We start from the raw sequence: 26251 nt of genomic DNA, 5'->3' as shown, positions 1-26251 counted from the left end.
CTCTCCTCAGGAGCGAAATAAACGGCAATATTGCGTTTCATGGCGTGCAGAGGCGATGGCTGCCAGCGGTGTGGCGGAACCCAGACCGTCGTCCGGGCACGCCAGCGCCTGCGCCATGCCCTCGGCATACTGCGAGCAAAGCGTAATAATCAGCCGCTGGGCTGCCTGCTGACCAAACGGCACCAGTTTGACACCGGCCATCACCGCACTCTCAATCCAACTGTATCCGAACGTTAAGGCCAGGTCGGGCAGCGGAATGCGCCACTGCACGCCCAGCCAGGCCATACCGCAGAGCTGACTGTCGGCAAATAGCGTGCGCCATGGCTGCGGGCATTCTGGCTGCCAGTCGACGACCAGTCGGGTGAACGCCGCGCCCCGACTGCGCTCTTCTTCCCGTAGCTCACGGGTTTCCCGACAGGCCAGCAGATACGCCGTCCAGCGTCGCGCGGCATCAATATCATCCTGTTCGCAGGCGTGATACAGCCGGGCGAACAGCGGCAGGTCGACGGTGAAAACGCTGTTTTCCATCTGCCGGGTTTGCCAGCGTGCGAAGGTGTCCACGCTGTTCACCCAGCCGGTCTCAACTACCCACTCCAACCCCTGTGACCAGGTAAACGATCCCACCGGCAGACTGCTGCTGGCGAGTTGCAGTAGACGCAACTGCTGCAGTGCATCACGCATCAGTGCGCATGGCTGTGGTGATGACCATGAGATTCACTGGCATACGCCCCGGCCTCAGGTTCAAACGGCAAATGCGCAAACGTCACCTGCAGTTTGAACTGGCGCAGCATCGTATCCAGCACATGATCGTGGTGATAGCGCAGTTCGTCCGGCAGAATTTGTAATGGGACGTGGCGGTTACCGAGGTGATAACAGGCTTTCGCAAGCAGGAACGGATCGGCACAGCGCACCACCGACACCGCCTCGCTGGCGGCGATGATTTCCACCACTTCCGTGCCGTCTTCAGTGCTCAGGCAGTCGCCGCCGCGCAGCAGCAGGCCACGGGGCAGCATCAGCCCCGCCTCGCGCCCGTCATTGAGTTGTACTTTCGCCCGACTCTTCACGCGGATATCAATTGGCAGCGTCAGCGTGGCGGTGACGTGCGCTGGGGTGTCAACGCGTTGCGTCAATAACAGCATCTCGGCTCCTCAAAATAAAAAGTAACGCTGCGCCATTGGCAGAACGTCAGCGGGTTCGCTGGTGATCAGTTCACCGTCGATACGGACCTCATAGGTCTGGGCATCCACGGTGATATTGGGTTGCAGGCTGTTGTGGATCATGTCGGCTTTTTTCACCGTCCGGCAGCCTTTCACCACGGCGGTTTGGCTTTGCAAATTGAGTTGCTGCGCGACGCTGTTTTCCACCGCCGCCTGTGACAGAAAGGTCAGCCGGGAATGATGACGTGCCGCGCCGAGCGCGCCAAACATCATGCGGTAATGCACCGGTTGCGGCGTGGGGATGGAGGCATTGATGTCACCCATCGGCGCGCAGGCGATCATGCCGCCCTTCACGATTGTGGCTGGCTTCACGCCGAAAAAAGCAGGGGACCAGAGCACCAGATCCGCCAGCTTCCCGGCCTCAATCGAACCGACTTCGTGGGCGATGCCGTGAGTCAGCGCCGGGTTAATGGTGTACTTGGCAATGTAGCGCTTCACGCGCAGATTATCGTTATCACCCGTTTCTTCCGCTAACGGGCCACGTTGCACTTTCATCCGGTGCGCCACTTGCCAGGTGCGCAGGATCACTTCCCCCACGCGTCCCATTGCCTGAGAGTCCGATGAGGTCAGCGAAAACGCGCCAATGTCATGCAACACGTCTTCGGCGGCGATGGTCTCCCGACGGATCCGGGATTCGGCAAAGGCGACATCCTCGGCGATATCCGGATCCAGGTGGTGACAAACCATCAGCATGTCGAGATGCTCATCAATGGTGTTGACGGTGTAGGGCAGTGTCGGGTTGGTGGAAGAAGGAAGAATGTTGGCATGTGCGCAGGCAGTGATGATATCCGGAGCATGCCCGCCGCCGGCCCCTTCGGTGTGAAACGTGTGGATGGTGCGATCGCCAATCGCTGCCAGCGTATCTTCGACAAAGCCCGACTCGTTTAATGTATCGCTGTGCAGTGCCACCTGAATGTCCATCTCATCGGCTACGGTCAGCGCGCAGTCGATAGCCGCAGGCGTCGCACCCCAGTCTTCGTGGATTTTCAGGCCGATGGCGCCAGCGGCAACCTGCTCGCGCAGCGCATCGGGATGGGAACCATTGCCTTTGCCCAGCAGGCCGATATTGACGGGCAATGTGTCCGCCGCCTGTAGCATTCGGGCGATATACCACGGTCCCGGCGTGCAGGTGGTGGCATTGGTGCCGGCAGCCGGTCCGGTGCCGCCACCAATCATTGTCGTCACACCGGAGACCAGCGCTTCTTCCGCCTGCTGCGGACAGATCCAGTGAATATGGGTATCCACGCCACCCGCCGTCACGATCTTGCCTTCGCCGGCGATCGCTTCAGTGGCGACGCCGATTGGGATCGTCACGTCAGGCTGAATATCCGGATTCCCGGCTTTGCCAATCGCAAAGATCCTGCCGTCTTTAATGCCGATATCCGCTTTGACGATCCCCCAGTGATCGACGATTAGCGCATTGGTGATCACCAAATCCACGCAATCCTGAGACGGCATCTGCCCCTGGCCCATGCCGTCGCGGATCACTTTGCCGCCCCCGAATTTGACCTCTTCGCCATAGGTGGTGAGATCGTTTTCCACTTCGATCCACAGCTCCGTGTCCGCCAGACGTACTTTATCGCCGGTGGTCGGGCCGAACATGTCGGCGTAAGCCTGTCGGGAAATTTCAGCCATGTTTCACCTCCAGCGCACCCATGACGTCGCCGCGAAAGCCAAAAATACGCTGTGCGCCCGCCACGCGTACCAGCTCGACCTCTCGCTTTTGCCCCGGCTCAAAACGTACCGCTGTCCCCGCCGGAATATTCAGACGAAAACCCAGCGCGGATTCGCGGGCAAAGCGGAGCGCCGGGTTGACCTCGTAAAAGTGGTAGTGCGAACCCACCTGAATAGGGCGATCGCCATGATTCTCCACCACGATCGTGCGCGTTTCACGCCCTGCGTTGATCGCAATGTTTCCTGTCGCGATCCGGTATTCACCTGGAATCATGGTTGCTCCTTAGACGATCGGACTGTGAACGGTGACCAGCTTCGAACCGTCCGGAAAGGTCGCTTCAACCTGGATGTCCGGGATCATCTCCGGAACGCCTTCCATCACCTGTTCACGGTTCAGAACGTGGCGGCCATCCTCCATCAGCGCAGCGACGCTTTTGCCGTCGCGCGCCCCTTCCATGATGAATGCGCTGATGAGCGCCACCGATTCCGGGTAATTCAGCTTCAGCCCGCGCGCCAGTCGGCGCTCCGCGACCAGCGCGGCGGTAAAGAGCAACAGCTTGTCTTTTTCTCTGGGAGTCAGTTCCATAGGGAGTCTCTTAGGTTTGCCAGATGCGCGGCGGGTGCGGTGGCTTTTGGGTTAACAGCGGGCGCAAAAACTGCCAGATTTCACGCATGACGCGCTGAACGATCAGGTTGTCGTCTGCCAGAAAACGGACCGTCAGCAGCCGGTCGGCGAGCGTTGCCCCGGCATAATCACCGAGCGGAGCCAGACGTTCGCGCACGCCGTCCAGCATCTGTTCCGTGGCCGGATAACAGAGCAGGGTGCCGCACCACGGCTGACTGGCGATGGCCGCGAGATCCCCATCACGCAGCGTCAGGCGCTCGATGAGCAGCGGCTGCCCGTCACGCCAGACTTCCAGGCGGTTATGCAATGCGCCGTGGCTGAACGTCTCTTGCATGACCGGTCGCCCGAAGCAGAGCAGATCCCAGCCCAGCAGGCGGCTTTCGGCGGTGAGATGAAATATGGAGCAGAGGCTGGCGTTAGCGCCCGGGAACAGGATCGTATCCTGCGGCAGCCATTCCAGCGTCGCGTTCGGGGCCAGCGTAAACGTCTGGAGCAGTCGTGCCAGCGGACCTGCGCTGCGATAAAACTTGCCCGCACCGGGCATGGTGATTAATACATGGCTGTTTTCGTCCAGCGTGACGGAAATCTGGAGTTCATCACCGCCGACAATTCCGCCGGGAGGATGGAGTAAATAGAGATGGCAAACATCGTCTTGCGGATAAAACGGCCGTTGAACCGTCAGGGGACCGACGTGGTGTGCGCGAGTGAGCACCGTTTTATGCGCGGTATGGCTAAACCGCAGGTCGAGTTCGGCCTGCCAGCCCCGTGTTGGTGTCTTGTGCGCAACGGTATCCAGAGCGTTTCCCTTATCAGCGTGAGGGTGTTTGCATAGTAAAAAGTATGCCTCAGCAGAGGGGGAAAACGGTCATATGAGACGCTTATGGAAAAAGGGGGCGACAGCCCTGCCGCCCCAACGAGGTTAAAGCAAAACGAGAGGCATCCAGAGCAACCCGGTCGCCAGCAGCAGCACCAGGAAAATCAGACCGAAAATTGCCCCCAGCCGCCAGTAATCAACCGTCGGCAGATAACCGCTACCATAGTAGATAGGGCTTGGACCGGTCGCATACGGGGTGAGAATGCTGCCCAGACCAATAGCCGCACCGACCATCAGGCAGAATACCGGTAATGGAATTTCCGGCATCGCCAGCGCGGCAGCGATCATCATTGGTGCCAGCGCGGAAGTGTAGGCCGTTGCACTGGCAAAGAAGTAACGTAACAGCCAGAACACCACGATCAGCGCGATCATCACCAGCACCGGTGAGTAGCCGCTCAACCCGCTGGCCAGCAGCTTGCCAAACCAGGTGATAAAGCCGGTGTTGTTCAGTCCGGTTGCGAGAGTGATGAGCGAGGCCAGCCAGAAGAAGACGTTCCACGCCGATTTATTACTGACGATGTCATCCCAGGAGATGATGCGCAGCACCAGCATCAGAGCGACGACGCTGTAACCGACCATGGCTGCGTCGATATAGTCTCCGCCGAAGATCCACAGCACCAGTGCGCCTACCATCAGCACCAGCATCTTTTTCTCACGCGAGCAGAGCGGCCCCATCTCTTTCAGTTCCGACTCCGCCCAGCGCGGCACCTGATCGCCCGACTTCAGCACGGGTGGATACAGCACATAGGCAAGCCACGGCACCAGCAGAACCAGCAAAATGCTCAGCGGCAGCATGCCTAAGAACCAGTCACCCCAACTGAGCACCGTATGAGAGGCGGTCTTCATCAGGCCAATCAGCAGTAGGTTTGGTGCCATTGCCGTCAGGAAAATGGCGCTGGTCACACAGTCGGCGGTGATCCCCATCCACATAATGTAAGAGCCGATGGAGCGGGCACTGGGATCGTTGGGTTGTGAGTTATAGAGAGGCGGCAGGTTGCGGATAATCGGGTAGATGATCCCTGCGCCGCGTGCGGAGTTAGAGGGGGTAACAGGGGCAAGGATCAGTTCTGAGAACATCACCGCATAGCCGAGAAACAGCGTGCGGTGCCCCATTTTTTTCACCAGCATCAGCGCGATACGCCGACCGAGGCCGGTTTTTTCATACCCGGTGCCGAACATAAAGGCGGCGAAAATCAGCCAGATAACCGAGTTAGAAAAACCAGAAACCGCCCACGAGAGCGCCTTGGAGGTAAATTTGAAGCCGTCCTGGGCGAGCTGTTCCGGGCTGAACAACAGCCACGGCGAGAGGACTGCGATAATCGATATCCCAATCATCGCCACGACTGCGCCGGGTACAGGTTCCAGAATGAGTCCCACGATGACGCCGGTAAAGACCGCAAAGTAGAGCCAGGTGTGGCTCTCAAGACCGGTGGGGACGGGCAAAACAGCAATAATGGCGATGACCACCAGCGGAGCCAGATATCGCCACCAACCAGATAAAGGTGCCATTGTCGTATCCCTGCGAAAGAGGGAGAGGCGCAGGCCTCTCCGGAAGGGTTATTTGATGTAATGCACGTGTTCACAGATTTCGTCGACGATGGGACCGCGACGCTCGGCGAACTGTTTTTTGTTTTCGGCGATCAGGTTGTTGCCGTGGGTGTCGATAGAGACAATCAGCGGACCGAACTCTTTCACCCGACAAACCCACAGCGATTCCGGCATACCGAGCTCCATCCAGTGCACCTCTTCGATCTCTTCCACCTGGGTGGCGGCCAGCACCGCACAACCGGCCGGGAAGATTACGTGCAGCGCCTTGAATTTCTGGCAGCCTTCTTCCGTCAGCGGTCCCATGCCGCCTTTACCCACCACCAGTTTGACGCCTGTCTGCTCAATGAACTCTTTTTCAAAGGCTTCCATACGCATACTGGTGGTCGGGCCGACGGAGACCATCTCCCATTTTTCACCGTTCTTACGTACGATGGGCCCGGCATGGAAAATCGCTTTGCCATTGAGGTCGTAGGGGATCGGGCGCTTCAGTTCGATCAGTCGGCGGTGGCAGACGTCGCGGCAGGTCACCAGCGTACCGGTCAGATAGATCACATCGCCAACGCGGATGTCTTCCAGGTCTTCGGCTTTGATCGGGGTTGTGAGGATCTTTTTCATAACGCGCTCCGGGTGTGAGACAGGTTTTCGAAGGAGAGGTCAGAATGGACCAGCAGCGTGCCGCGGCGGTGCGCCCAGCAGCCGGTGGAGACGGCAACGCCGATGGTTGACGGGTGACGCGCGGCGGATTCGATATGTACGCCCATCACGGAACTGTTGCCGGTGAGCCCTTGCGGACCAATGCCCAGCCGGTTCAGCCCCTCTTCCAGACGCAGCTCAAGCTCTGCCGCTTTTGGATTCGGATGGCGGGAGCCAATCGGGCGCAATACTGCTTTGCGCGACAGTACGGCGGCGGTTTCAACGGAGGTGGCGATACCCACGCCGACCAGCACTGGCGGGCAGGCGTTGACGGCCAGCGTCGAGATGTTTTCAAAGACGAATTTCACTACGCCTTCATAACCTTCGGAAGGCATCAGTACTTTGGAGCGCCCCGGCAGCGTGCAACCACCACCGGCCATATAGACTTCAATTTCCGCGTCATCGCCGTCGGGCACAATATCCCAGGTTACCCACGGTACGCCGCTACCGGTGTTTTTACCGGTATTCACTTCGTCAAAAATTTCTACGGCGTTGTGGCGCAGCGGCGCTTTCACCGTGGCATCTTCCACCGCTTGCTTGAGAATGCTTTGCAACTCACCCAGCAGTGGAAAACGGGAACCGACCTTCACGAAGAACATGATCTCACCGGTGTCCTGACAGGCCGGACGGTTAAGATCAATCGCTTTTTGCATGTTGTCGAACATCGTGTGGTAGATGATTTGCCCCATCTTTGATGTTTCGGCGTCCCGCAGCTGTTTTAATTTGTCCACCACATCGTCGGGCATACGGGTGGATATCATGGCGGTAAAGTTGGCGACTATTTCCGTCAACGTATTAACCGCATTTTGATTATTTTGATTGCTCATCATGTCAACTCCAGTTCTTTTATTTTTCTGGAAATAAATTCTCTTTCACAAACTACCATTAAATGTGTGGTTTTATATTATTTGCCACTGTGTATATGCAATTAACAGTTCGTGAATGATGCTGAAGAAAGATGATGAAAATTGAGCAAAGGCAGAGATTAACCGTAGATTGCGAATTACACTTGAGGTATCAACTTCATGGATAACCCGAAAAATGCTCAAAAACTGGCCCTTAGCCAAAGACCTTCAGGTGCTGGTGGAAATTGTCCATACGGGCAGCTTTAGCGCAGCGGCATGCACCCTCGGACAAACGCCTGCCTTTGTGACGAAGCGGATTCAGATCCTGGAAACCACGCTCGACACCACGCTGCTTAACCGCTCTGCGCGCGGTGTGGCGCTGACGGAAAGTGGCCAACGCTGTTATGAACAGGCGCTGGCGATCCTCACGCAATATCAGCGCCTGATAGATGAAGTGACGCAAATCAAAACGCGACCGGAAGGGATGATTCGTATTGGTTGTAGCTTCGGGTTTGGCCGCAGTCACATTGCGCCTGCCATTACCGAACTGATGCGCAATTATCCTGAGTTACAGGTCCATTTTGAACTCTTCGATCGGCAAATTGATTTGGTTCAGGATAATATCGATCTTGATATTCGCATTAACGATGAAATCCCTGATTATTATATTGCGCATTTGTTAACAAAGAATAAAAGAATATTGTGTGCCTCCCCCGGATATTTACAGAAATATCCTGAGCCAAAAACCTTGCAGGAATTAAGTCACCACGATTGTCTGGTGACAAAAGAGCGTGACATGACTCACGGAATATGGGAACTGGGAAATGGCACGACGAAAAAATCGGTCAAAGTGAGCGGGCATCTCTCTTCCAACAGCGGTGAGGTCGTTCTGCAATGGGCGCTGGAAGGCAAAGGCATCATGTTGCGTTCAGAGTGGGATGTGCAACCGTTTCTGGCGAGCGGCAAACTGGTGCGAGTGTTGCCGGAGTACGCGCAGAGCGCCAACATCTGGGCGGTTTATCAGGAGCCGTTGTATCGCAGCGTGAAGCTCAGGGTCTGCGTGGAGTTTCTGGCGGCATGGTGCCAGCAACGATTAGGCAAGCCGGACGAAGGCTATCAGGTGCTGTAGGCCGGGCTGGACAACGCCATTTTCCGGCCAACCTTACTCGGGATCTTTCTCGCGTCTCTTGCGCAGTTTGGTCCAGATTTTTGTCTCCTGGCGGCGCCACAGACGCTGGATGTTGTCATGATGACGCAGCAAAATCAGGCACGACAGCATGGAGACCGGGAAGGTGAACTGCGGTTTGAACCACCAGACATAAAACGGTGCAATCAGCGCGCTGACAATTGCCCCCAGCGATGAATAGCCGCTCAACAGAACGGTGAGCAACCAGGTGCCCGCCATCACGCCGGTGAGATCCCAACCGATAGGTGCGATAGCGCCAAAGGCCGTCGCCACGCCTTTCCCACCTTTGAAACCGAAGAATACTGGCCAGATATGCCCCAGACAGGCGGCGATAGCGATAAGGCCCAGCCAGAACGGGCTGACGCCCAGCGCATACGCGCCCCAGACGGGCAACATCCCTTTCAGGACATCGAAAATCAGGACCGCTACGGCTGCTCCCTTGCCACCGATTCGTAACACGTTGGTCGCGCCAGGGTTACCGGATCCGCTGCTACGCGGGTCGGGCAAGCCAGCAATGCGGCAGACCAGAATGGCACTGGAAATGGAGCCGCAGAGGTACGCGAAGAGGATCATTCCAGGCGCGATTGCACTCATAAGCTGTTCCGTTTTGAAAATGTCGTGTAAAACGCTACTTCTGTGGATAATACGCATATTTCGCCGGAAGTGGTATCCGGGTTAGCCAAAAAGCAGGCAGGTCGTGATGGATATTGTATTTATAGAGCAACTTTCGGTAATCACCACTATTGGTGTTTACGACTGGGAACAGACGATTGAACAGAAACTGGTGTTCGATATCGAAATGGCGTGGGATAACCGAAAATCAGCAAAAAGTGACGACGTCGCCGACTGCCTGAGCTATGCGGATATCGCCGAGACGATCGTTAGCCATGTTGAAGGTGGGCGTTTTGCGCTGGTGGAACGTGTTGCCGAAGAGGTGGCCGAGCTACTGCTTACGCGCTTTAACTCGCCGTGGGTGCGCATCAAGCTGAGTAAGCCAGGCGCGGTGGCGCGCGCGGCCAATGTGGGCGTAATCATTGAGCGTAGCAATAATCTGAAAGAAAAATAATTATCTTCATATTTGTTAAACCAAACGGATATAAAAGAGTCCTATACCCGTCATACATCAAGTTGCATGTGCGTTGGCTGCTGAGTTACTCGTCTCATCCTGAGACTCGCCCCTTCGGGGCCAGCGCTAGCGCTGTTCAAAGCCCTTTGGGCTTTGTCCCGCAACTCGAATTATTTAGGTATAAAACGCGATCTTTTTGTGCAGTAGATTTTTCTATTTAGGGGTTTATTGATGAGCGATATGCACTCGCTGCTGATTGCGGCAATTTTGGGTGTGGTCGAAGGATTGACGGAGTTTTTGCCAGTTTCCAGTACCGGGCACATGATCATTGTGGGCCATCTGTTGGGATTTGAGGGCGACACGGCAAAGACGTTTGAGGTGGTGATCCAGTTGGGATCCATTCTTGCGGTGGTGGTGATGTTCTGGCGGCGTCTGTTTGGCCTGATCGGCATTCACTTTGGTCGTCCGCTACAGCGTGAAGGGGAAAGTAAAGGTCGTTTAACGCTGATCCACATTCTGCTGGGGATGATCCCGGCCGTGGTGCTGGGACTGGTCTTCCACGATACGATCAAATCGCTGTTTAACCCGGTGAATGTGATGTATGCGCTGGTGGTGGGCGGTTTACTGCTGATCGCCGCAGAGTGTCTGAAGCCGAAAGAACCGCGCGCGCCGGGTCTGGATGATATGACTTACCGTCAGGCATTCATGATTGGCTGCTTCCAGTGTCTGGCGCTGTGGCCGGGGTTCTCCCGCTCCGGGGCGACCATTTCCGGCGGGATGCTGATGGGCGTGAGCCGTTACGCGGCGTCTGAGTTTTCATTCCTGCTGGCAGTACCGATGATGATGGGCGCCACCGCATTGGATCTCTACAAAAGCTGGTCGTTCCTGACGGCGGCCGATATCCCAATGTTTGCCGTCGGTTTTGTCACCGCCTTCGTGGTCGCACTAGTTGCCATCAAGACCTTCCTGCAGCTGATTAAGCGGATCTCGTTCATTCCATTTGCTATTTACCGCTTTATCGTCGCCGCGGCGGTTTACGTAGTGTTCTTCTGACGGATCTCTCATGCCGGATGACGGCGTAAACGCCTTATCCGGCCGACGCGTTGAGATGCGATACCGTAGGCCGGATAAGCGCATCGCCATCCGGCATTCACGCCTTAACTGACCGCCTTCGGGAAACGGGTCTCTTTCCAGTGGGCCAGCGCCGCAATCCGACGTCGGGTCAGCTCTTCACGAATCTCAATGCCTTTAAATCCGGCCTCGACAACGTCTTTGGTGGGGACAGACTGCGCGACTTCCCACGCTTCGCGCAGTAAACGTCCCTGCGGATAATCCGCGGCTTCAAATCCCGTCCGTCCGCGTACGTCGGCTTCGCTGGTGAGCGCAATCTGTTCCACGCGTTGCGGTTTACGCCAGGCGTCGATCGAATCAAACAGCTTCACGATGATTTTAGGTTGCAGTATCGGGAAGGTGTGGATGAGATCGTGGAACTCCGCCACCAGTTTGGCTAAATCACGAATTTCATTCGGTACGCGCAGGCGCTGGCACAACTGCTCGACCAGCCTGACGCCCGCCGGGCCGTGTCCGTGGTGACGCGGCCAGAGCTCCGGCGGCGTCAGACCTTTACCGAGGTCGTGACACAGCGTAGCGAAACGCACGTCAACCGCTGGGCTGAGCAGCGCCGCCATCGACAGCGTCATCAGAGTATGAATTCCGGTATCGATTTCCGGATGCCACTTCGCCGGGGCCGGGACGCCAAACAGCGCATCGACTTCCGGGAACAACACACGCAGCGCGCCGCAGTCGCGTAAGACCTGGAAATAGACCTGTGGGTTGCGCGTGGTTAACGCGTTTTCGGTCTCTTTCCAGACGCGTTCTGCCGTCAGATGCTCCAGCTCACCGGCGTGCGTCATTTCGCGCATCAGCGCCATGGTTTCGTCAGCAATACGGAAGCTAAGATGTGCATAGCGAGCGGCAAAGCGCGCCACGCGCAGTACGCGCAGCGGATCTTCACTAAAGGCGGGTGAGACATGGCGCAACAGGCGTTTATCCAGATCGCGACGTCCCTGATAGGGATCGACAATCTGGCCGTCATCATCTTGCGCCAGGGCGTTAATCGTCAGGTCACGTCGCTGGAGATCGTCTTCCAGTGTGACGTCGGGTGCGGCATAACAGGTGAATCCGGTATACCCCGAGCCGGACTTACGCTCGGTACGCGCAAGGGCATACTCTTCGTGGGTTTGCGGATGGAGAAAAACAGGAAAATCGCGACCTACCTGCTGGTAGCCCGCGTCGAGCATTTGTTGCGGTGTGGCGCCAACCACCACCCAATCTTTATCTTTAACCGGTAGCCCTAACAGCGTATCCCGAACCGCACCACCGACCAGATAAATCTTCACGCCACACCACCTCTCCAGGGAAATACAATCCCTTAATCATATGACAGTGCGGCGGAGAAGGCGATTTAGTTCATCCAGCGGTCTTTGCGTTTCCGGCTTGGGATCATGTGCGGCAGGATCAAACCAAGAAGCAGGCCGAGTCCCAGCACGCCGCCGCCATACATAAACCACTGCATGATGATGGTACGTTGCTTATCATCAAGCTGCAGATTTGCGGCGCTGACCTTCTTCTGCGCCACAATCAGCTCGTTCTTCAGCTTCTGGTTCTCTTCTTTCAGCCCGTTGATCACGCTGTCGCTCTGCGACACCTTCTGCTGCATGTCAGCCGTGCGTTGATTCCAGGTGGTGTCGATATTGTTGAGCTTATCGGTCAGCGTTTTGACCTGATTTTCCAGATCCGGCACGCGGGTGCGCAGGCTTGGCGTACTGTTCAGCTCTTTCATCGGGATCCAGGCTGTCCGCCCGGTGCTGTCTTTGACCTGCGCGTAGTTCGTGCTGGCGTCAGTTTGTAACAGTATGACTTCTTCGCCCGCATTGACCGTGCCGACGAGGCGATAATTATCCCCCGGACCACTGCGGACCCAGGTGTTCAGTTCATCAGAGACATAGCGCTTTTCTTCGGCGTGTGACACGGCAGTAGCGCTAAGTGCGAGTAACATAAATCCAATCAGGCGTAATTTTGGCATCAGGCTGTCGTTATTGTCATAGAAAGTGGAACGATAGTAGTGGTATCAGTGTCTCTACGCAAAGCATTCGACATCAATCGGAATCATCTGTGTCCGCTTTACCGCTACTTCAAAACTTTTACGCCCGTCAAATTGCCCGTTGCATGGCAATTTGGCGCAAAATACTATCTACTGACAAAAAAGATCACCGTAAGTTCGTCGTGATTCTCTCTTATATGACATAACCGGTAAGTACAAGGCCATGGCTCAGGAAATTGAATTAAAATTTATCGTTAATCACGAGGCAGTGAACGCGCTGCGTGACCATCTGAATACGCTCGGAGGCGAGCATCATGCGCCCAGCCCATTGTTGAATATTTACTATGAGACCGAGGATAAGTGGCTGCGCGGTCACGATATGGGGCTGCGTATTCGTGGGGAGAAGGGGCGCTACGAGATGACAATGAAAATTGCCGGGCGAGTGACCGGCGGTTTACACCAGCGACCGGAATACAATGTCCCCCTGAACGAACCTGTGCTGGATTTAACGCAATTTCCGCCGCAAGTGTGGCCAAACGGTGAGCTACCTGTCGATCTCGTCTCCCGCATGCAGCCGCTGTTCAGCACCGATTTTGAACGTGAAAAATGGCTGCTGACGGTGGATGGCAGCCAGATTGAAATTGCCCTCGATTTAGGCGAAGTGAAAGCGGGTGAACTGGCTGAGCCGATTTGCGAGCTGGAGCTTGAACTACTGAGCGGCGACACCCGAGCGGTGCTGAAGCTGGCAAATCAGCTGGTGAGCCAGACGGGCCTGCGCCAGGGTAGTCTGAGTAAAGCGGCGCGCGGTTATCATCTGGCGCAGGGGAATCCCCCACGCGAGAGTAAACCGACAGCGGTGCTGAAAGTGCCCGCGAAAGCCAGCGTGGAACACGGGCTGGAAGCCTCTCTGGAGCTGGCGCTGGCACAATGGCAGTACCATGAAGAACTCTGGGTTCGCGGCAATAAGGCGGCGAAGGCGGACGTGTTGGCCGCGATGGGTCTGGTTCGTCACACCCTGATGCTATTTGGCGGTATTGTTCCGCGTAAAGCGAGCGCTCACTTACGTGATCTGTTAACCCAGTCGGAAGCTACTATCGCGTCGGCCGTTTCTGCTGTGACGGCGGTTTACACCACCGAAACGGCAATGGCGAAACTGGCGCTAACCGAGTGGCTGGTGACCAAAGCCTGGCAGCCGTTTCTGGACGCAAAGGCGCAGGCTAAAATGGCGGACTCTTTCAAGCGCTTCGCGGATATCCATCTTTCGCGTACCGCCGCTGAGCTGAAAAGCGTATTTGGGCAACCGCTGGGCGACCAGTATCGCGATCAGTTGCCGCGTTTACGCCGCGATATTGATACCGTTTTGCTGCTGGCGGGGTATTACGACGCGGCGGTGGTTCAGGCCTGGCTGGAGAACTGGCAAGGATTGCTTCACGCGATTGCCACCGGTCAACATATTGAAATTGAACATTTCCGCAATGAGGCGAACAACCAGGAACCGTTCTGGCTGCACAGCGGAAAACGATAACTGGAGTGCCTGATGGCGCTGCGCTTATCAGGCCTACGGATCGACATGTTTTGTAGGCCGGATAAGGCAAAATGCCGCTATCCGGCATCATTCAAAGGATACCCCTTAAATGAAGCCGCTTTCTTCCCCGTTACAGCAGTACTGGCCGACCGTTGTCGAGCGGCTGCCAGCGTCCTTACCTGAGACTGAGCTTAGCGCTCAGGCGAAGTCAGTACTTACATTGAGTGATTTTGTGCAGGACGGTGTGATTGCGCATCCCCACTGGCTGGCGGAGCTGGAAAGCGCCCCGCCGCAGGCCGATGAATGGCAACGGTACGGCGAATGGTTACAGGTGGCGCTGGCAACGGTGAACGATGAAGCGGCGTTGATGCATGAACTGCGTCTGTTTCGCCGCCGTGTGATGGTGCGCATTGCCTGGGCACAGGCGCTGTCGCTGGTGGATGATACCGACATTCTGCAACAGCTAAGCCATCTTGCCGAAACGCTGATTGTCAGTGCGCGCGACTGGCTGTACGACGCTTGCTGTCGCGAATGGGGAACGCCATGCAGTCAGGAAGGCATCCCGCAACCGCTGCTGATATTAGGCATGGGCAAACTGGGCGGTGGCGAGCTGAATTTTTCTTCGGATATCGATCTGATCTTTGCCTGGCCAGAGCACGGCTCCACCCAGGGCGGACGCCGTGAACTGGATAACGCGCAGTTTTTTACCCGCATGGGGCAGCGGCTGATCAAGGTGCTGGATCAGCCCACCCAGGATGGCTTTGTCTATCGGGTAGATATGCGGCTGCGTCCGTTTGGCGACAGCGGCCCGCTGGTGTTGAGCTTTGCGGCGCTGGAAGATTACTACCAGGAGCAGGGGCGCGACTGGGAGCGCTACGCGATGGTCAAGGCGCGGATTATGGGCGATACCGATGGGCGCTATGTTGAGGAACTGCGCGCTATGCTGCGCCCGTTCGTCTTCCGTCGCTACATCGACTTCAGCGTGATTCAGTCGCTGCGCAATATGAAGGGGATGATTGCACGTGAAGTCCGTCGCCGGGGGTTGAAAGATAACATCAAGCTCGGTGCGGGCGGCATTCGCGAAATCGAGTTTATCGTGCAGGTGTTCCAGTTGATTCGCGGCGGGCGCGAGCCGTCGCTGCAATCCCGTTCACTGCTGCCGACCTTAAGCGCGATCGCCGCACTGCATCTGCTGTCGGAGAACGATGCTGAGCAACTGCGACAGGCCTATCTCTTTCTGCGTCGTCTGGAAAACCTGCTGCAAAGCATTAACGATGAACAAACCCAGACGCTGCCGGGTGATGAACTTAACCGGGCGCGACTGGCCTGGGGAATGAATGCTGATGACTGGCAGCAACTGACCGAAACGCTTGAGGGGCATATGGCGAACGTCCGCCGCGTGTTTAACGAGCTGATCGGCGATGACGAAACCGAAACGCAGGAAGACGCGCTCTCGGAACAGTGGCGCGAGCTGTGGCAGGACGCCTTGCAGGAGGATGATACGCCACCGGTGCTGTCGCATCTCACGGATGACGATCGTATGCGCGTGCTGGCGTTGATTGCCGATTTTCGTAAAGAGCTGGATAAACGCACTATTGGCCCACGTGGGCGTCAGGTGCTCGACCACCTGATGCCGCACCTGCTTAGCGATGTCTGCACGCGCCAGGATGCTTCCCTCCCGCTGTCGCGCATTACGCCGCTATTGGTGGGGATTGTTACCCGCACCACCTATCTCGAGTTGCTGAGTGAATTTCCCGGCGCACTGAAGCATCTGATTTCGCTCTGCGCGGCGTCGCCGATGGTCGCCAGCCAACTTGCGCGTTATCCGCTGCTGCTCGATGAACTACTCGACCCGAATACGCTCTATCAGCCAACGGCAACCGACGCTTATCGCGACGAGCTGCGCCAGTATTTACTGCGCGTCCCGGAGGATGACGAAGAGCAACAGCTGGAAGCGTTGCGTCAGTTCAAGCAAACGCAACTGTTGCGTATTGCTGCCGCGGATATCGCCGGTACGCTGCCGGTGATGAAAGTCAGCGATCACCTGACCTGGCTGGCGGAAGCGATGATTGATGCCGTTGTGCAGCAGGCGTGGCTGCAAATGGTGTCGCGCTACGGGCAACCGACGCATCTTGCCGAGCGGGAAGGGCGCGGCTTTGCGGTGGTGGGCTACGGCAAACTGGGCGGCTGGGAGCTGGGCTACAGCTCCGATCTCGATTTGATCTTCCTGCATGACTGCCCCATTGACGTGATGACCGACGGCGAGCGCGAAATTGACGGACGGCAGTTCTACCTGCGGCTGGCGCAGCGCATTATGCACCTCTTCAGTACCCGCACCTCTTCAGGCATCCTGTATGAAGTCGATGCCCGACTGCGGCCGTCAGGGGCGGCGGGGATGCTGGTGACCTCCGCCGAATCCTTTGCGGATTATCAGAAGAATGAGGCCTGGACGTGGGAGCATCAGGCGCTGGTGCGCGCACGTGTTGTTTATGGCGACCCGCAACTGACCTCGCAGTTTGACACGGTGCGCCGCGATATCATGACGCTGCCTCGCGACGGCAAAACGTTGCAGACCGAGGTACGTGAGATGCGCGAAAAAATGCGCGCACATCTGGGCAATAAGCATCGCGATCGCTTTGATATTAAAGCCGATGAAGGCGGTATTACGGATATCGAATTTATCACGCAATATCTGGTGCTACGTTATGCCCATGACAAACCCAAACTCACCCGCTGGTCGGATAATGTGCGCATTCTGGAGCTGTTAGCGCAAAACGACATCATGGACGAGCAGGAGGCGATGGCATTGACCCACGCCTATACCACGCTGCGCGATGAACTGCATCATCTGGCTTTACAGGAACAGCCGGGCCATGTGGCGCAAACGTGTTTTGAGGCGGAACGTTCACTGGTACGGGCAAGCTGGCAGAAGTGGCTGGTTGCCTGACGAAGTGTGCTATTATCGCGCGCAAAATTTTGAATCTCTCAGGAGACAGGAATGAAAGTAACGCTGCCAGAGTTTGAACGTGCAGGAGTCTTGGTTGTCGGTGATGTGATGCTGGATCGCTACTGGTACGGTCCCACCAGCCGTATTTCACCCGAAGCGCCGGTACCGGTGGTGAAAGTGGATACCATCGAAGAACGTCCGGGCGGTGCGGCGAACGTGGCGATGAACATTGCCTCTCTGGGAGCGAATTCGCGTCTGGTCGGACTGACCGGTATCGACGATGCCGCGCGTGCGCTCAGCAAAACGCTGGCGGACGTGAACGTGAAATGCGACTTCGTTTCTGTGCCGACCCATCCGACCATCACCAAACTGCGTGTGCTTTCGCGTAACCAGCAACTGATTCGCCTGGATTTCGAAGAAGGCTTCGAAGGCGTGGATCCGCAGCCGCTGCATGAGCGCATCAATCAGGCACTCAGCTCAATTGGGGCGCTGGTGCTGTCTGACTACGCGAAAGGCGCACTGGCCAGCGTACAGCAGATGATTGCCCTGGCGCGTAAAGCCGGTGTGCCGGTGCTGATCGACCCGAAAGGGACCGATTTTGCGCGTTATCGCGGTGCGACGCTGCTGACGCCTAACTTGTCTGAATTCGAGGCGGTAGCGGGAAAATGCAAAAGCGAAGAAGAGATTGTTGAACGCGGCATGAAGCTGATTGCCGATTTCGAACTTTCCGCTTTGCTGGTCACCCGTTCTGAGCAGGGAATGACGCTGCTGCAACCGGGGAAAGCCCCGCTGCATATGCCAACGCAGGCGCAGGAAGTGTATGACGTGACTGGTGCGGGCGACACCGTCATTGGCGTGCTGGCGGCGACGCTGGCGGCGGGCAATTCACTGGAAGAAGCCTGCTTTTTTGCCAATGCGGCGGCGGGTGTGGTGGTTGGCAAACTGGGAACGTCCACCGTTTCGCCTATCGAACTGGAAAACGCGGTGCGTGGTCGTGCGGAAACCGGCTTTGGCGTGATGACCGAAGAAGAACTGAAACAGGCCGTTGCCAGCGCGCGTAAGCGCGGTGAGAAAGTGGTGATGACTAACGGGGTGTTTGACATTCTGCACGCAGGCCACGTCTCCTATCTCGCAAACGCGCGTAAGCTGGGCGATCGGTTAATCGTCGCGGTCAATAGCGATGCCTCGACGAAACGCCTGAAAGGGGAAACGCGTCCGGTGAATCCGCTTGAACAGCGGATGATCGTGCTGGGCGCGCTGGAAGCCGTTGACTGGGTGGTCTCTTTTGAAGAAGACACGCCGCAACGCCTGATCGCGGGCGTATTGCCGGATCTGCTGGTCAAAGGCGGTGACTATAAGCCGGAAGACATTGCGGGCAGTAAAGAGGTGTGGGCCAACGGCGGTGAAGTGCTGGTGCTCAACTTTGAAGACGGTTGCTCAACCACCAATATCATCAAGAAAATCCAGAAAGACAGCGATAAATAATGGCTGAAGGTGATGCCTGGAAATCGGTCATCACCTGTGTTCCTAAAGTGTGAACTCAGGCAACTGATTTGCGCACAATATGTACAAACCTGCTACGCTTCCCGGTAAATACTGGTATCAGAAAAAAGCATATGACCTTAACAGAGATTCACCGACTGGAGGATATGCTAATGAACAACAGTGTTTATTCGATGAACAATTTCGATTTCCTGGCGCGGAGTTTTGCCAGAATGCAGGCTGAAGGTCGCCCTGTTGATATCCAGGCCGTTACCGGCAATATGGATGAGGAGCACCGCAGCTGGTTTTGCAAACGCTACGCGCACTACTGCCAGCAGGCCATGAACGCCAGAAAGTTAGAAGTGGAACATTGATATGTCAACGGGCCTTGCGGCCCGTTGCTGTTTTTACGCTTGCGGTTCTACCGGCGGGATGGCGGGCGCAGGTTTGACTTCTTCAGTGGTCTGACGCGCTTCCAGCTCACTCAAACGTTGCTCCAGCAGCGCCAGCTTTTCACGGGTGCGTAACAGCACCTGAGTCTGAACATCAAACTCTTCTCGGCTCACCAGATCGAGACGCGTCAGCTGAGATTGCAGCGCTTGACGGATCTTCTTCTCGACATCGTCCCCGAACTCCCGGATCCCTTTTGGCATCGATTCGTGAACCTGGCGAGCAATCTGCTCAATTTTTTTCGGGTCAATCATAGTGGTTTCCCTGAACTGGTAAGTGTTACCGCCCATTGTAGTGCGATCTGCGTGAGGCATAAACCAGAATTGTGTGATGTTAATGCGGGTAAAGGCGTTGATGAAGGTAATCAATAGCGTTATAGTTAACCCGCTTATTCTCAGGGCGGGGCGAAATTCCCCACCGGCGGTAAATCAACTCAGGTTGAAAGCCCGCGAGCGCTTTTCACCACGGTGAAAAGGTCAGCAGATCCGGTGTAATTCCGGGGCCGACGGTTAGAGTCCGGATGGGAGAGAGTAACGATCCAGTCGGGCATGGACCCGCTCACGTTATTTTTTTGCCGCTTGTCGGTACTCCTAAGACTGCCCTGATTCTGGTAACCATAATTTTAGTGAGGTTTTTTTACCATGAATCAGACGCTACTTTCCTCTTTTGGTACGCCTTTTGAACGTGTCGAACACGCTCTGTCTGCGCTGCGCGAAGGCCGCGGTGTGATGGTGCTGGACGACGAAGATCGTGAAAACGAAGGCGATATGATTTTCCCGGCAGAGACCATGACCGTTGAGCAGATGGCGCTGACCATCCGTCACGGTAGCGGTATTGTGTGCCTGTGCATCACCGAAGATCGTCGTAAACAACTCGATCTGCCGATGATGGTGGAAAATAACACCAGCGCTTATGGCACCGGTTTTACCGTGACCATTGAAGCAGCGACAGGTGTCACGACCGGCGTTTCGGCGGCCGATCGCGTGACCACCGTTCGCGCGGCAATTGCCGATGGCGCAAAACCTTCCGATCTGAACCGTCCGGGACACGTCTTCCCGCTGCGCGCTCAGCCGGGCGGCGTATTGACTCGCGGTGGCCACACCGAAGCGACCATCGATCTGGTGACGCTGGCTGGCTACAAACCTGCAGGTGTACTGTGTGAACTGACCAATGATGATGGCAGCATGGCGCGCGCGCCAGAATGCATCGAATTTGCGGGCAAACACAATATGGCTGTAGTGACGATCGAAGACCTGGTGGCTTACCGTCAGGCGCACGAACGCAAAGCCAGTTAATTCAGCCTTGCCGGATAGCGGTGCAAGCACCTTATCCGGCAAATTTCGCTTTTTCAAACATCCTGCCGGTTAATAAACATCCAATCTTTTTCTCTATGATCGAAATCATCTTTTCGATTTCATACTGTGCCAGTATATAATCCTACCTACTAATAGGTATGTTAAATTTTAACGCTAAATATTTGTTAATGTTAAATTTAAAGGGTAAAAGGATGTTTATCGCCTGGTACTGGATTGTCTTAATTGTTCTGGTGGTCGTGGGGTATTTTTGCCACATGAAGCGCTACTGTAAAGCGTTTCGGCAGGATCGCGATGCGCTACTGGAAATCCGCAATAAATTACTGCGTCATGATGATGAAAAACGCGTTATGACGAAAGAGCAGGAATAATCGCTTCCTGCCTTCTCCGTTACCCGATCCCCATCGCCTGAAGTACGACCAGACTCAGCCCCATGACTGACATTCCACACAGAACGCCATAGCTGGGGTTGTTATTGGGGTCGATCTCTTTTGCCAGCGGCATCAGTTCATCCACCGACAACGCAACCATGATGCCCGCGACGGCGGCCATTATGGCGGCCATGACGACGGGCGATACCAGGTTGCCAAGAATCAGCCATGCCAGCACGCCGCCCAGTATTTCCGCCATCCCGGAAATGCCCGCCCAGAAAATAGCGGTGCGTTTAGAACCGGTGGCTGCATAGACTGGCCCGGCGACGGCCAGACCTTCCGGGATATTATGCAGGGCAACCGCCAGCGCGATGCCGAATCCCAACTCCAGGTTGCTGCTTGCGGTCACGTAGGTGGCAATCCCTTCCGGGAAGTTGTGCAAACTGATCCCGAGCGTGAGCAGAATGGCCGTGCGTTTGATTGATCCCGGAATTGGCTGCGTCCTTTTTTGCACCAGATCCTGCGGGTGAGCGTGCGGAAGAAGACGATCCAGCCCAAAGTAACCCAGCAAGCCGATGATAAACATGCCGTAGCCCAGAACCGGTGGCATTCCCTTTGTACCCAGCGCGGCGGGCAGCATCTCCATTAAGGAGATCAGCAACATGATTCCGGCGGCAAACCCGAGTGAAAACGCCAGCAGGCGATTGGAGGGCTTCTGCCCCAGTACGCCAAGAAACGCGCCAATAAACGTGGCGGCCCCCGCCAGTAAGGTCAGAATTAAAGGTACTGACATCAATGACTCCTTATACATCTCACTGACCTTCAAAATAACTGATGATGATCATCATGGTTATCAGAGTTCTTCATTCACCGAAAGAGGGTATGGTAAGACCATCAAAATGACTCCCTGAGTAAGGATATCATCATGTCTTCAATTCGTATGCCAGCATTGTTTTTGGGACACGGTAGCCCGATGAACGTTCTGGAAGATAACCTGTATACCCGTGCCTGGCAGCGGCTTGGGGAGACATTGCCGCGTCCAAAAGCGATTGTGGTGGTGTCTGCTCACTGGTACACCCGTGGTACGGGCGTCACAGCAATGGAAGCGCCAAAGACCATTCATGATTTTGGCGGTTTCCCGCAGGCCTTGTACGACACGCATTACCCGGCGCCTGGCTCCCCTGAGCTGGCGCAGCAGCTGGTTGATTTGCTTTCCCCGGTGCCGGTCGCGCTCGACAAAGAGGCCTGGGGGTTTGACCACGGTTCCTGGGGCGTGTTGATCAAGATGTACCCGGATGCTGATATTCCGATGGTGCAGTTGAGCATCGACAGTACCAAACCGGCGGCCTGGCATTTTGAGATTGGACGCAAACTGGCGACGCTGCGTGATGAAGGCATCATGCTGGTGGCCAGTGGTAACGTAGTACATAACCTGCGTACGGCGTGCTGGCACGGCGATAATACTCCGTATCCGTGGGCAACCTCGTTCAATGATTTTGTCAAAGCGAACCTGAGCTGGCAAGGACCGGTTGAGCAGCATCCACTGGTGAATTACCTCGATCACGAAGGCGGTTCACTGTCGAACCCGACGCCGGATCACTATCTGCCGCTACTGTATACGCTTGGCGCGTGGGATGGCAAAGAGCCGGTGACGATCCCCGTTGATGGTATTGAGATGGGCAGCCTGAGTATGCTGTCGGTACAGATAGGATAGCAATGCAGGCCCGGTCACAACCGGGCCTCAGCGATCACTCAACAAAAATATGCGGGTAGAAGCGGGACAGATCCTGGGTGATCAGCGCTCTGTCTTCGCGGATGCCGATCCCGGCAGGCTGATCGTTGACTAACCAACTGCCGATCAGCACATAGCTGTCGCCAAACTTCGGCAGCTGATGGAACTGCTGCACGATCATGCCTTCTTCACCATACGGCCCTTCCACCGCTTCGATCGTTTTACCGTTCTCGATGATGGAGACGTTTGCGCCTTCACGCGAGAAGATCGGTTTCACGACGAATTTTTCCATCTGCGGATAGTCGTCTTCGGCGAAATACGCGGGAAGCAGGTTCGGATGGTTTGGAAACATTTCCCACAGCAGCGGCAACAGCGCCTTATTGGAGATAATGCTCTTCCAGGCCGGCTCCAGCCAGCGCACGCCAGCGTCTTCGAGCTTGGTGGAGAACATCTCGCGCAGCATAAACTCCCACGGATAGAGCTTGAACAGGTTGGCAATCACCTGATCCTGTAGATCCGTGAACTGACCTTTTTCACCGAGTCCAATATCTTCGATATAGAGGAATTCAGTGGCTATCTCCGCCTCTGCTGCGCAATCCTGCAGATACTGAATGGTACCGCGATCCTCAACGGTATCGCGACAGCAGGTTAGATGCAGAAGCTGGAAGCCGTACTGCTCACGCAGCTCGGCGAAGCGCTCGATGAGCTTTTCCTGCAGGCTGTTAAACTGGTCGCTACCTTCCGCCAGATTGCCCGCATTGATCTGATCTTCAAGCCAGATCCACTGGAAAAACGCCGCTTCATACAGCGAGGTCGGGGTATCGGCGTTGTTCTCCAGCAGCTTCGGTTCACCAGTGCCATCCCACGCCAGATCGAGACGCGAGTAGAGCGACGGCTGATGCGTTTGCCAGGACTGACGAACAAAGCCCCAGGTGTGCTTAGGAATACGGAATTTGGTCATCAGCTCGTCGCTGGCAATCACTTTCTCGACCACCTTGAGACACATCTGGTGCAACTCGGCGGTCACATCTTCCAGCTTTTCAACTTGTGCCAGCGTTAGCTTGTAATAGGCGTCTTCACACCAGTACGGTTCGCCGTACATGGTGTGAAAATTGAAACCGTATTCAGTGGCTTTATCGCGCCAGTCCGGACGCTCGGTAATACTCACTCTTTCCATGCGTATCAGCCACCCATTGAACGCGTGGAGGTGCCGCTTGCGCTACGTTGCATGGTGCTCTGTTTGGCAACCGATTCGCCAAAGCCGCCGCGCGTCACGGTAGAGGTGGTCGCAGGTTTCGGTGCCATGGCGGTTTTAGGCACCGTCATCGTACGGCCAGGCTGCGCTGCGCCGTAGTTTTTACCGCCTGCATCGGTGTATTTACCGTAAGCCGGGCTGGCCGGGTTTTTCGAGCTGAACAGCGGCTGCTGCGCAAAGCCCGCGCCGCCGCCCATCATGCGGCCCATCATATAGCCCGCCATCAGCGGCATCCAGAAACTGCCGCTGGACTGCTGGGCCTGCGCTTCTGGCGCCATGCCTGCCTGAGCAGGGGCTTGCTGGCACTGGCCCTCACCGAACTCGGCGACACAATCTTCGCGAGTGGCATATTTCGGCGCGGTACGTTCCGCTTCTTTCAGCGCGTTATTGAACGCCGTGGTACATTCCGCGCTTTTGCCCGGATTGGCTGCCGAGCAGTCATCCGCATTCTGATACAGCGACACGGTTTCATCGCTTTTCTCACAACCCGCCAGCATAAACACAGCGGTAACGGCTAACGCGACAGGCGTCAGATGGCGCGCGCTCCAGCTTTTGCGGAACGAGGCGTGATGGATGGATTTTGTCCGTTTCATTTTCGTCTTTCCTGGACCCAGTGGTTAATACTGCTCAGGATAGAGGATGAGTGGTTGAAAATGAAGCGAGAAGAGGCTGGAATGCGGCCCAATGGTGAGATCTTTACGTTGCCTTACGTTCAGACGGGGCCGAAGCCCCGTCATCGCGTTTAATTACGGAACGGATTGCTACCGTTGCTGCTGGAAGAACGTGCTGACGCCGGTTGCGCGGCGGGCGCTGCTGCGTTAGCGGCATAGCCGTCAGCGTTAGCGTCCATCTGCGGGGTTTCGGGCGCGACGTGTTCCGGCGAAGTGGAAATCGGTTTGCCCAGCGTGTTGTTCAGCGCCACCAGATCCTGCTCGTTCAACGTACCCAGCGCTGACTTAATATTCAGCTGGTTGATCAGGTAGTTATAACGCGCATTCGCCAGTTGTTGCTTAGCGTTGTACAGCGTGGTGGTCGCATCCAGCACATCAACGATGGTACGTGTACCCACGGAGTAGCCCGCTTCCATCGCATCCAATGAGCTCTGGGCGGAAACAACCGCTTGTTTGTACGCGTTAATACTGCTGATTGACGCATTGATGTTATTGAAGGATGAACGTACGGTCTGCACCACGCTGCGGTGGGCGCTTTCCAGTTGCTCGCTGGCACCAACGAAGTTGTATTGCGCCTGTTTCACCTGCGAGTTAACCATTCCACCCTGATAAATCGGCAGCGAGAAGCTCAGGCCGATTTTGTTCTGGCCCATGTTGCTGTCGTCATACTGGGAGCCTGTCGCGCCACGCGTTTTAGAGCCGCTGTACGAGGTGTCAGACACGTCGGTAGAGGCGGTTAAATCCAGCGTTGGCAGGTGGCCATCCTGCGCCTGGCGAATCTGCTCACGCGCCAGATCCTGGCTCAGACGGGCCTGCAACAGCGTCAGGTTGCGGTTTTCTGCTTCTTTCAGCAGGGCGTTCACCGCCTGCGGTTTGTCGGTCTTGAAGCTGTCAACGTTCAGCGATGCCAGTTCCGGATAGTAGTTGCCGGTGACCTGACGCAGTTCTTCTACCGCATTGTCGAGATCGTTACGGGCAGTCACTTCGTTCGCCAGCACGGTATCGTATTGCGAACGGGCGTTTTGCACGTCGGTGATTGCCACCAGACCCACGTTGAAACGCTGGGTGGTTTGATCCAACTGACGATAAATCGCCTCTTTCTGCGCCTGGGTGTAAGAGAGAACGTCAATGGCGTTCAGCACTTTAAAATAGGCGCTCGCGGTGTTGAGGATCAGCGTTTGCTGGTCCGTCTGGAAGGTCACGTCCTGAATACCCGCTGATTTTTCTTGCAGGGTCAGCGCACGCCATTTCGACATATCGAAAAGGGTCTGCGTTAATTGCAGGGACGCGCTGGTGGCGTTCGAGTTCACGCCATTAGCATCGCGGTAGCCGTTGCTGTAGGTGTAATCGGCACCTAAGCCCAGTTGAGGCAGTAAGGGACTACGTGCTTCGTTAATTTTTTCGAATGCAGCATCGCGATCGGCGGCGGACTTACGCAATTCCGGGTTGCTCAGGCGTGCTTGCTGATAAACTTGCATCAGGTTCTCTGCCTGGCTCAGTGTGCTGAACCCCGACAGGCTCAGGCCGATAAGGATGGGGAGCAATTTCTTCATTTGCATTCCTTGTTGTGAAGCAGTATTTAGCGCTGATCAAATTTTAAAAAATAATTGCTGATTCTAGCAGAATCCGCCACTGCAAAAAGTTGGCGTTCTGTGCCATCAGGCGTTAATTTGC

Annotated in this window: 27 protein-coding genes and 1 riboswitch; of the genes, 10 read left to right on the top strand and 17 right to left on the bottom strand. The window is 56.0% G+C overall.

The features are described 5' to 3' along the window. Positions 1-6: 6 nt before the first annotated feature. The 9 genes from QQZ17_RS10310 to ttdA all read right to left on the bottom strand — a co-directional run bounded on the left by QQZ17_RS10310 (position 7) and on the right by ttdA (position 7461). Positions 7-681: an urease accessory protein UreF gene (locus tag QQZ17_RS10310; RefSeq protein WP_152406071.1), complete on the bottom strand. Its 675-nt coding sequence runs from the start codon at positions 679-681 to the stop codon at positions 7-9. Next, positions 681-1139 carry an urease accessory protein UreE gene (gene ureE / locus QQZ17_RS10305; protein WP_152406070.1) on the bottom strand — a complete coding sequence of 153 codons (459 nt, stop codon included), beginning with the start codon at positions 1137-1139 and terminating at the stop codon, positions 681-683. The genes QQZ17_RS10310 and ureE overlap by 1 nt, the downstream gene beginning before the upstream one ends. Positions 1140-1148: 9 nt before the next feature. Continuing rightward, the gene (gene ureC / locus QQZ17_RS10300) at positions 1149-2852 is read right to left on the bottom strand and encodes an urease subunit alpha (RefSeq protein ID WP_152406069.1); all 1704 of its coding nucleotides are present in this window, start codon (positions 2850-2852) and stop codon (positions 1149-1151) included. Beyond that, a complete protein-coding gene (locus QQZ17_RS10295; protein ID WP_152406068.1) occupies positions 2845-3165 on the bottom strand; it encodes an urease subunit beta in 321 nt (106 codons plus the stop codon). Before QQZ17_RS10295 ends, ureC begins: the two co-directional genes overlap by 8 nt. A gap of 9 nt (positions 3166-3174) precedes the next feature. Further along, positions 3175-3477 carry an urease subunit gamma gene (locus QQZ17_RS10290; RefSeq protein WP_152406067.1) on the bottom strand — a complete coding sequence of 101 codons (303 nt, stop codon included), beginning with the start codon at positions 3475-3477 and terminating at the stop codon, positions 3175-3177. Between the two features lie 10 nt (positions 3478-3487). Next, complete coding sequence (locus tag QQZ17_RS10285; protein ID WP_152754587.1) at positions 3488-4312, bottom strand: urease accessory protein UreD; 825 nt, start codon at positions 4310-4312, stop codon at positions 3488-3490. Positions 4313-4435: 123 nt separating this feature from the next. Beyond that, positions 4436-5899 (bottom strand): anion permease, encoded by a 1464-nt coding sequence (locus tag QQZ17_RS10280; RefSeq protein ID WP_152406065.1) that lies wholly within the window; start codon positions 5897-5899, stop codon positions 4436-4438. Between the two features lie 48 nt (positions 5900-5947). Next, positions 5948-6553, bottom strand: a complete 606-nt coding sequence (gene ttdB / locus QQZ17_RS10275) for a L(+)-tartrate dehydratase subunit beta (RefSeq protein WP_042324302.1) — start codon at positions 6551-6553, stop codon at positions 5948-5950. After that, a complete protein-coding gene (ttdA, locus tag QQZ17_RS10270) occupies positions 6550-7461 on the bottom strand; it encodes a L(+)-tartrate dehydratase subunit alpha (protein ID WP_094464815.1) in 912 nt (303 codons plus the stop codon). The genes ttdB and ttdA overlap by 4 nt, the downstream gene beginning before the upstream one ends. A gap of 211 nt (positions 7462-7672) precedes the next feature. On the opposite strand from ttdA, the gene ttdR reads away from it, so the two are divergent. Continuing rightward, positions 7673-8605, top strand: a complete 933-nt coding sequence (ttdR, locus tag QQZ17_RS10265) for an L-tartrate utilization transcriptional activator TtdR (protein WP_152406064.1) — start codon at positions 7673-7675, stop codon at positions 8603-8605. Between the two features lie 33 nt (positions 8606-8638). Here the strand turns inward: ttdR and plsY are convergent, their stop codons facing one another. Further along, entirely contained in the window at positions 8639-9256 is a 618-nt protein-coding gene (gene plsY / locus QQZ17_RS10260; RefSeq protein WP_042324298.1) for a glycerol-3-phosphate 1-O-acyltransferase PlsY, read from the bottom strand. A 106-nt stretch (positions 9257-9362) separates the two neighbouring features. On the opposite strand from plsY, the gene folB reads away from it, so the two are divergent. Beyond that, positions 9363-9728 carry a bifunctional dihydroneopterin aldolase/7,8-dihydroneopterin epimerase gene (gene folB, locus QQZ17_RS10255; protein ID WP_042324296.1) on the top strand — a complete coding sequence of 122 codons (366 nt, stop codon included), beginning with the start codon at positions 9363-9365 and terminating at the stop codon, positions 9726-9728. A 231-nt stretch (positions 9729-9959) separates the two neighbouring features. Beyond that, positions 9960-10781 carry an undecaprenyl-diphosphate phosphatase gene (gene bacA / locus QQZ17_RS10250; RefSeq protein ID WP_042998185.1) on the top strand — a complete coding sequence of 274 codons (822 nt, stop codon included), beginning with the start codon at positions 9960-9962 and terminating at the stop codon, positions 10779-10781. 104 nt (positions 10782-10885) lie between these two features. Here the strand turns inward: bacA and QQZ17_RS10245 are convergent, their stop codons facing one another. After that, a complete protein-coding gene (locus QQZ17_RS10245; RefSeq protein WP_152406063.1) occupies positions 10886-12127 on the bottom strand; it encodes a multifunctional CCA addition/repair protein in 1242 nt (413 codons plus the stop codon). 65 nt (positions 12128-12192) lie between these two features. Then, the gene (locus QQZ17_RS10240) at positions 12193-12813 is read right to left on the bottom strand and encodes a TIGR04211 family SH3 domain-containing protein (protein WP_152406062.1); all 621 of its coding nucleotides are present in this window, start codon (positions 12811-12813) and stop codon (positions 12193-12195) included. A 241-nt stretch (positions 12814-13054) separates the two neighbouring features. Between QQZ17_RS10240 and QQZ17_RS10235 the strand changes: the two genes are divergently transcribed. From QQZ17_RS10235 to glgS, 4 genes are all read left to right on the top strand, one after another. Then, the gene (locus tag QQZ17_RS10235; RefSeq protein WP_152406061.1) at positions 13055-14356 is read left to right on the top strand and encodes a CYTH domain-containing protein; all 1302 of its coding nucleotides are present in this window, start codon (positions 13055-13057) and stop codon (positions 14354-14356) included. Positions 14357-14465: 109 nt separating this feature from the next. Then, positions 14466-17303 carry a bifunctional [glutamate--ammonia ligase]-adenylyl-L-tyrosine phosphorylase/[glutamate--ammonia-ligase] adenylyltransferase gene (gene glnE, locus QQZ17_RS10230; RefSeq protein WP_152406060.1) on the top strand — a complete coding sequence of 946 codons (2838 nt, stop codon included), beginning with the start codon at positions 14466-14468 and terminating at the stop codon, positions 17301-17303. Between the two features lie 51 nt (positions 17304-17354). Then, positions 17355-18788 (top strand): bifunctional D-glycero-beta-D-manno-heptose-7-phosphate kinase/D-glycero-beta-D-manno-heptose 1-phosphate adenylyltransferase HldE, encoded by a 1434-nt coding sequence (gene hldE, locus QQZ17_RS10225; RefSeq protein WP_152406059.1) that lies wholly within the window; start codon positions 17355-17357, stop codon positions 18786-18788. 164 nt (positions 18789-18952) lie between these two features. Continuing rightward, a complete protein-coding gene (glgS, locus tag QQZ17_RS10220) occupies positions 18953-19159 on the top strand; it encodes a cell surface composition regulator GlgS (protein WP_080343280.1) in 207 nt (68 codons plus the stop codon). A 33-nt stretch (positions 19160-19192) separates the two neighbouring features. Here glgS and ubiK read toward each other — a convergent pair whose 3' ends face one another. Next, positions 19193-19489 carry a ubiquinone biosynthesis accessory factor UbiK gene (gene ubiK, locus QQZ17_RS10215; RefSeq protein WP_152406058.1) on the bottom strand — a complete coding sequence of 99 codons (297 nt, stop codon included), beginning with the start codon at positions 19487-19489 and terminating at the stop codon, positions 19193-19195. 132 nt (positions 19490-19621) lie between these two features. Next, positions 19622-19771: riboswitch (FMN riboswitch) on the top strand. 105 nt (positions 19772-19876) lie between these two features. Between ubiK and ribB the strand changes: the two genes are divergently transcribed. Beyond that, entirely contained in the window at positions 19877-20530 is a 654-nt protein-coding gene (gene ribB / locus QQZ17_RS10210) for a 3,4-dihydroxy-2-butanone-4-phosphate synthase (RefSeq protein WP_046496857.1), read from the top strand. A gap of 212 nt (positions 20531-20742) precedes the next feature. After that, positions 20743-20919, top strand: a complete 177-nt coding sequence (locus tag QQZ17_RS10205) for a hypothetical protein (RefSeq protein ID WP_178824522.1) — start codon at positions 20743-20745, stop codon at positions 20917-20919. Between the two features lie 19 nt (positions 20920-20938). On the opposite strand, the gene zupT is transcribed toward QQZ17_RS10205, so the two are convergent. Further along, entirely contained in the window at positions 20939-21712 is a 774-nt protein-coding gene (gene zupT / locus QQZ17_RS10200; RefSeq protein WP_152406057.1) for a zinc transporter ZupT, read from the bottom strand. 132 nt (positions 21713-21844) lie between these two features. Here zupT and ygiD point away from each other — a divergent pair, with 132 nt between their 5' ends. Beyond that, entirely contained in the window at positions 21845-22633 is a 789-nt protein-coding gene (gene ygiD, locus QQZ17_RS10195) for a 4,5-DOPA-extradiol-dioxygenase (protein ID WP_152406056.1), read from the top strand. A gap of 34 nt (positions 22634-22667) precedes the next feature. Here ygiD and QQZ17_RS10190 read toward each other — a convergent pair whose 3' ends face one another. The 3 genes from QQZ17_RS10190 to tolC all read right to left on the bottom strand — a co-directional run bounded on the left by QQZ17_RS10190 (position 22668) and on the right by tolC (position 26130). Further along, positions 22668-23828: a glutathionylspermidine synthase family protein gene (locus tag QQZ17_RS10190; RefSeq protein ID WP_152406055.1), complete on the bottom strand. Its 1161-nt coding sequence runs from the start codon at positions 23826-23828 to the stop codon at positions 22668-22670. A gap of 5 nt (positions 23829-23833) precedes the next feature. Further along, a complete protein-coding gene (locus tag QQZ17_RS10185; protein WP_046496880.1) occupies positions 23834-24499 on the bottom strand; it encodes a DUF1190 family protein in 666 nt (221 codons plus the stop codon). Between the two features lie 149 nt (positions 24500-24648). After that, entirely contained in the window at positions 24649-26130 is a 1482-nt protein-coding gene (gene tolC / locus QQZ17_RS10180; RefSeq protein WP_187696665.1) for an outer membrane channel protein TolC, read from the bottom strand. Positions 26131-26251 lie beyond the last annotated feature (121 nt).

The organism is Citrobacter sp. T1.2D-1, assembly GCF_950098555.1.
GTDB classification, from domain to species: Bacteria; Pseudomonadota; Gammaproteobacteria; order Enterobacterales; family Enterobacteriaceae; genus Citrobacter_A; species Citrobacter_A telavivensis.
This window is presented reverse-complemented; position numbering and strand designations above follow the sequence as displayed.

Bases quoted from the DNA above. Each gene is read 5' to 3' on its own strand.
- ttdR (WP_152406064.1), top strand. From the start codon at position 7,673: ATGCTCAAAAACTGGCCCTTAGCCAAAGACCTTCAGGTGCTGGTGGAA.
- hldE (WP_152406059.1), top strand. From the start codon at position 17,355: ATGAAAGTAACGCTGCCAGAGTTTGAACGTGCAGGAGTCTTGGTTGTC.
- ureC (WP_152406069.1), bottom strand. From the start codon at position 2,852: ATGGCTGAAATTTCCCGACAGGCTTACGCCGACATGTTCGGCCCGACC.
- tolC (WP_187696665.1), bottom strand. From the start codon at position 26,130: ATGAAGAAATTGCTCCCCATCCTTATCGGCCTGAGCCTGTCGGGGTTC.
- ubiK (WP_152406058.1), bottom strand. From the start codon at position 19,489: ATGATTGACCCGAAAAAAATTGAGCAGATTGCTCGCCAGGTTCACGAA.
- ttdB (WP_042324302.1), bottom strand. From the start codon at position 6,553: ATGAAAAAGATCCTCACAACCCCGATCAAAGCCGAAGACCTGGAAGAC.
- plsY (WP_042324298.1), bottom strand. From the start codon at position 9,256: ATGAGTGCAATCGCGCCTGGAATGATCCTCTTCGCGTACCTCTGCGGC.
- QQZ17_RS10295 (WP_152406068.1), bottom strand. From the start codon at position 3,165: ATGATTCCAGGTGAATACCGGATCGCGACAGGAAACATTGCGATCAAC.
- QQZ17_RS10190 (WP_152406055.1), bottom strand. From the start codon at position 23,828: ATGGAAAGAGTGAGTATTACCGAGCGTCCGGACTGGCGCGATAAAGCC.
- QQZ17_RS10235 (WP_152406061.1), top strand. From the start codon at position 13,055: ATGGCTCAGGAAATTGAATTAAAATTTATCGTTAATCACGAGGCAGTG.
- QQZ17_RS10240 (WP_152406062.1), bottom strand. From the start codon at position 12,813: ATGCCAAAATTACGCCTGATTGGATTTATGTTACTCGCACTTAGCGCT.
- glnE (WP_152406060.1), top strand. From the start codon at position 14,466: ATGAAGCCGCTTTCTTCCCCGTTACAGCAGTACTGGCCGACCGTTGTC.
- QQZ17_RS10205 (WP_178824522.1), top strand. From the start codon at position 20,743: ATGTTTATCGCCTGGTACTGGATTGTCTTAATTGTTCTGGTGGTCGTG.
- ygiD (WP_152406056.1), top strand. From the start codon at position 21,845: ATGTCTTCAATTCGTATGCCAGCATTGTTTTTGGGACACGGTAGCCCG.
- QQZ17_RS10310 (WP_152406071.1), bottom strand. From the start codon at position 681: ATGCGTGATGCACTGCAGCAGTTGCGTCTACTGCAACTCGCCAGCAGC.
- ribB (WP_046496857.1), top strand. From the start codon at position 19,877: ATGAATCAGACGCTACTTTCCTCTTTTGGTACGCCTTTTGAACGTGTC.
- QQZ17_RS10280 (WP_152406065.1), bottom strand. From the start codon at position 5,899: ATGGCACCTTTATCTGGTTGGTGGCGATATCTGGCTCCGCTGGTGGTC.
- glgS (WP_080343280.1), top strand. From the start codon at position 18,953: ATGCTAATGAACAACAGTGTTTATTCGATGAACAATTTCGATTTCCTG.
- QQZ17_RS10290 (WP_152406067.1), bottom strand. From the start codon at position 3,477: ATGGAACTGACTCCCAGAGAAAAAGACAAGCTGTTGCTCTTTACCGCC.
- folB (WP_042324296.1), top strand. From the start codon at position 9,363: ATGGATATTGTATTTATAGAGCAACTTTCGGTAATCACCACTATTGGT.
- bacA (WP_042998185.1), top strand. From the start codon at position 9,960: ATGAGCGATATGCACTCGCTGCTGATTGCGGCAATTTTGGGTGTGGTC.
- zupT (WP_152406057.1), bottom strand. From the start codon at position 21,712: ATGTCAGTACCTTTAATTCTGACCTTACTGGCGGGGGCCGCCACGTTT.
- ttdA (WP_094464815.1), bottom strand. From the start codon at position 7,461: ATGATGAGCAATCAAAATAATCAAAATGCGGTTAATACGTTGACGGAA.
- QQZ17_RS10185 (WP_046496880.1), bottom strand. From the start codon at position 24,499: ATGAAACGGACAAAATCCATCCATCACGCCTCGTTCCGCAAAAGCTGG.
- ureE (WP_152406070.1), bottom strand. From the start codon at position 1,139: ATGCTGTTATTGACGCAACGCGTTGACACCCCAGCGCACGTCACCGCC.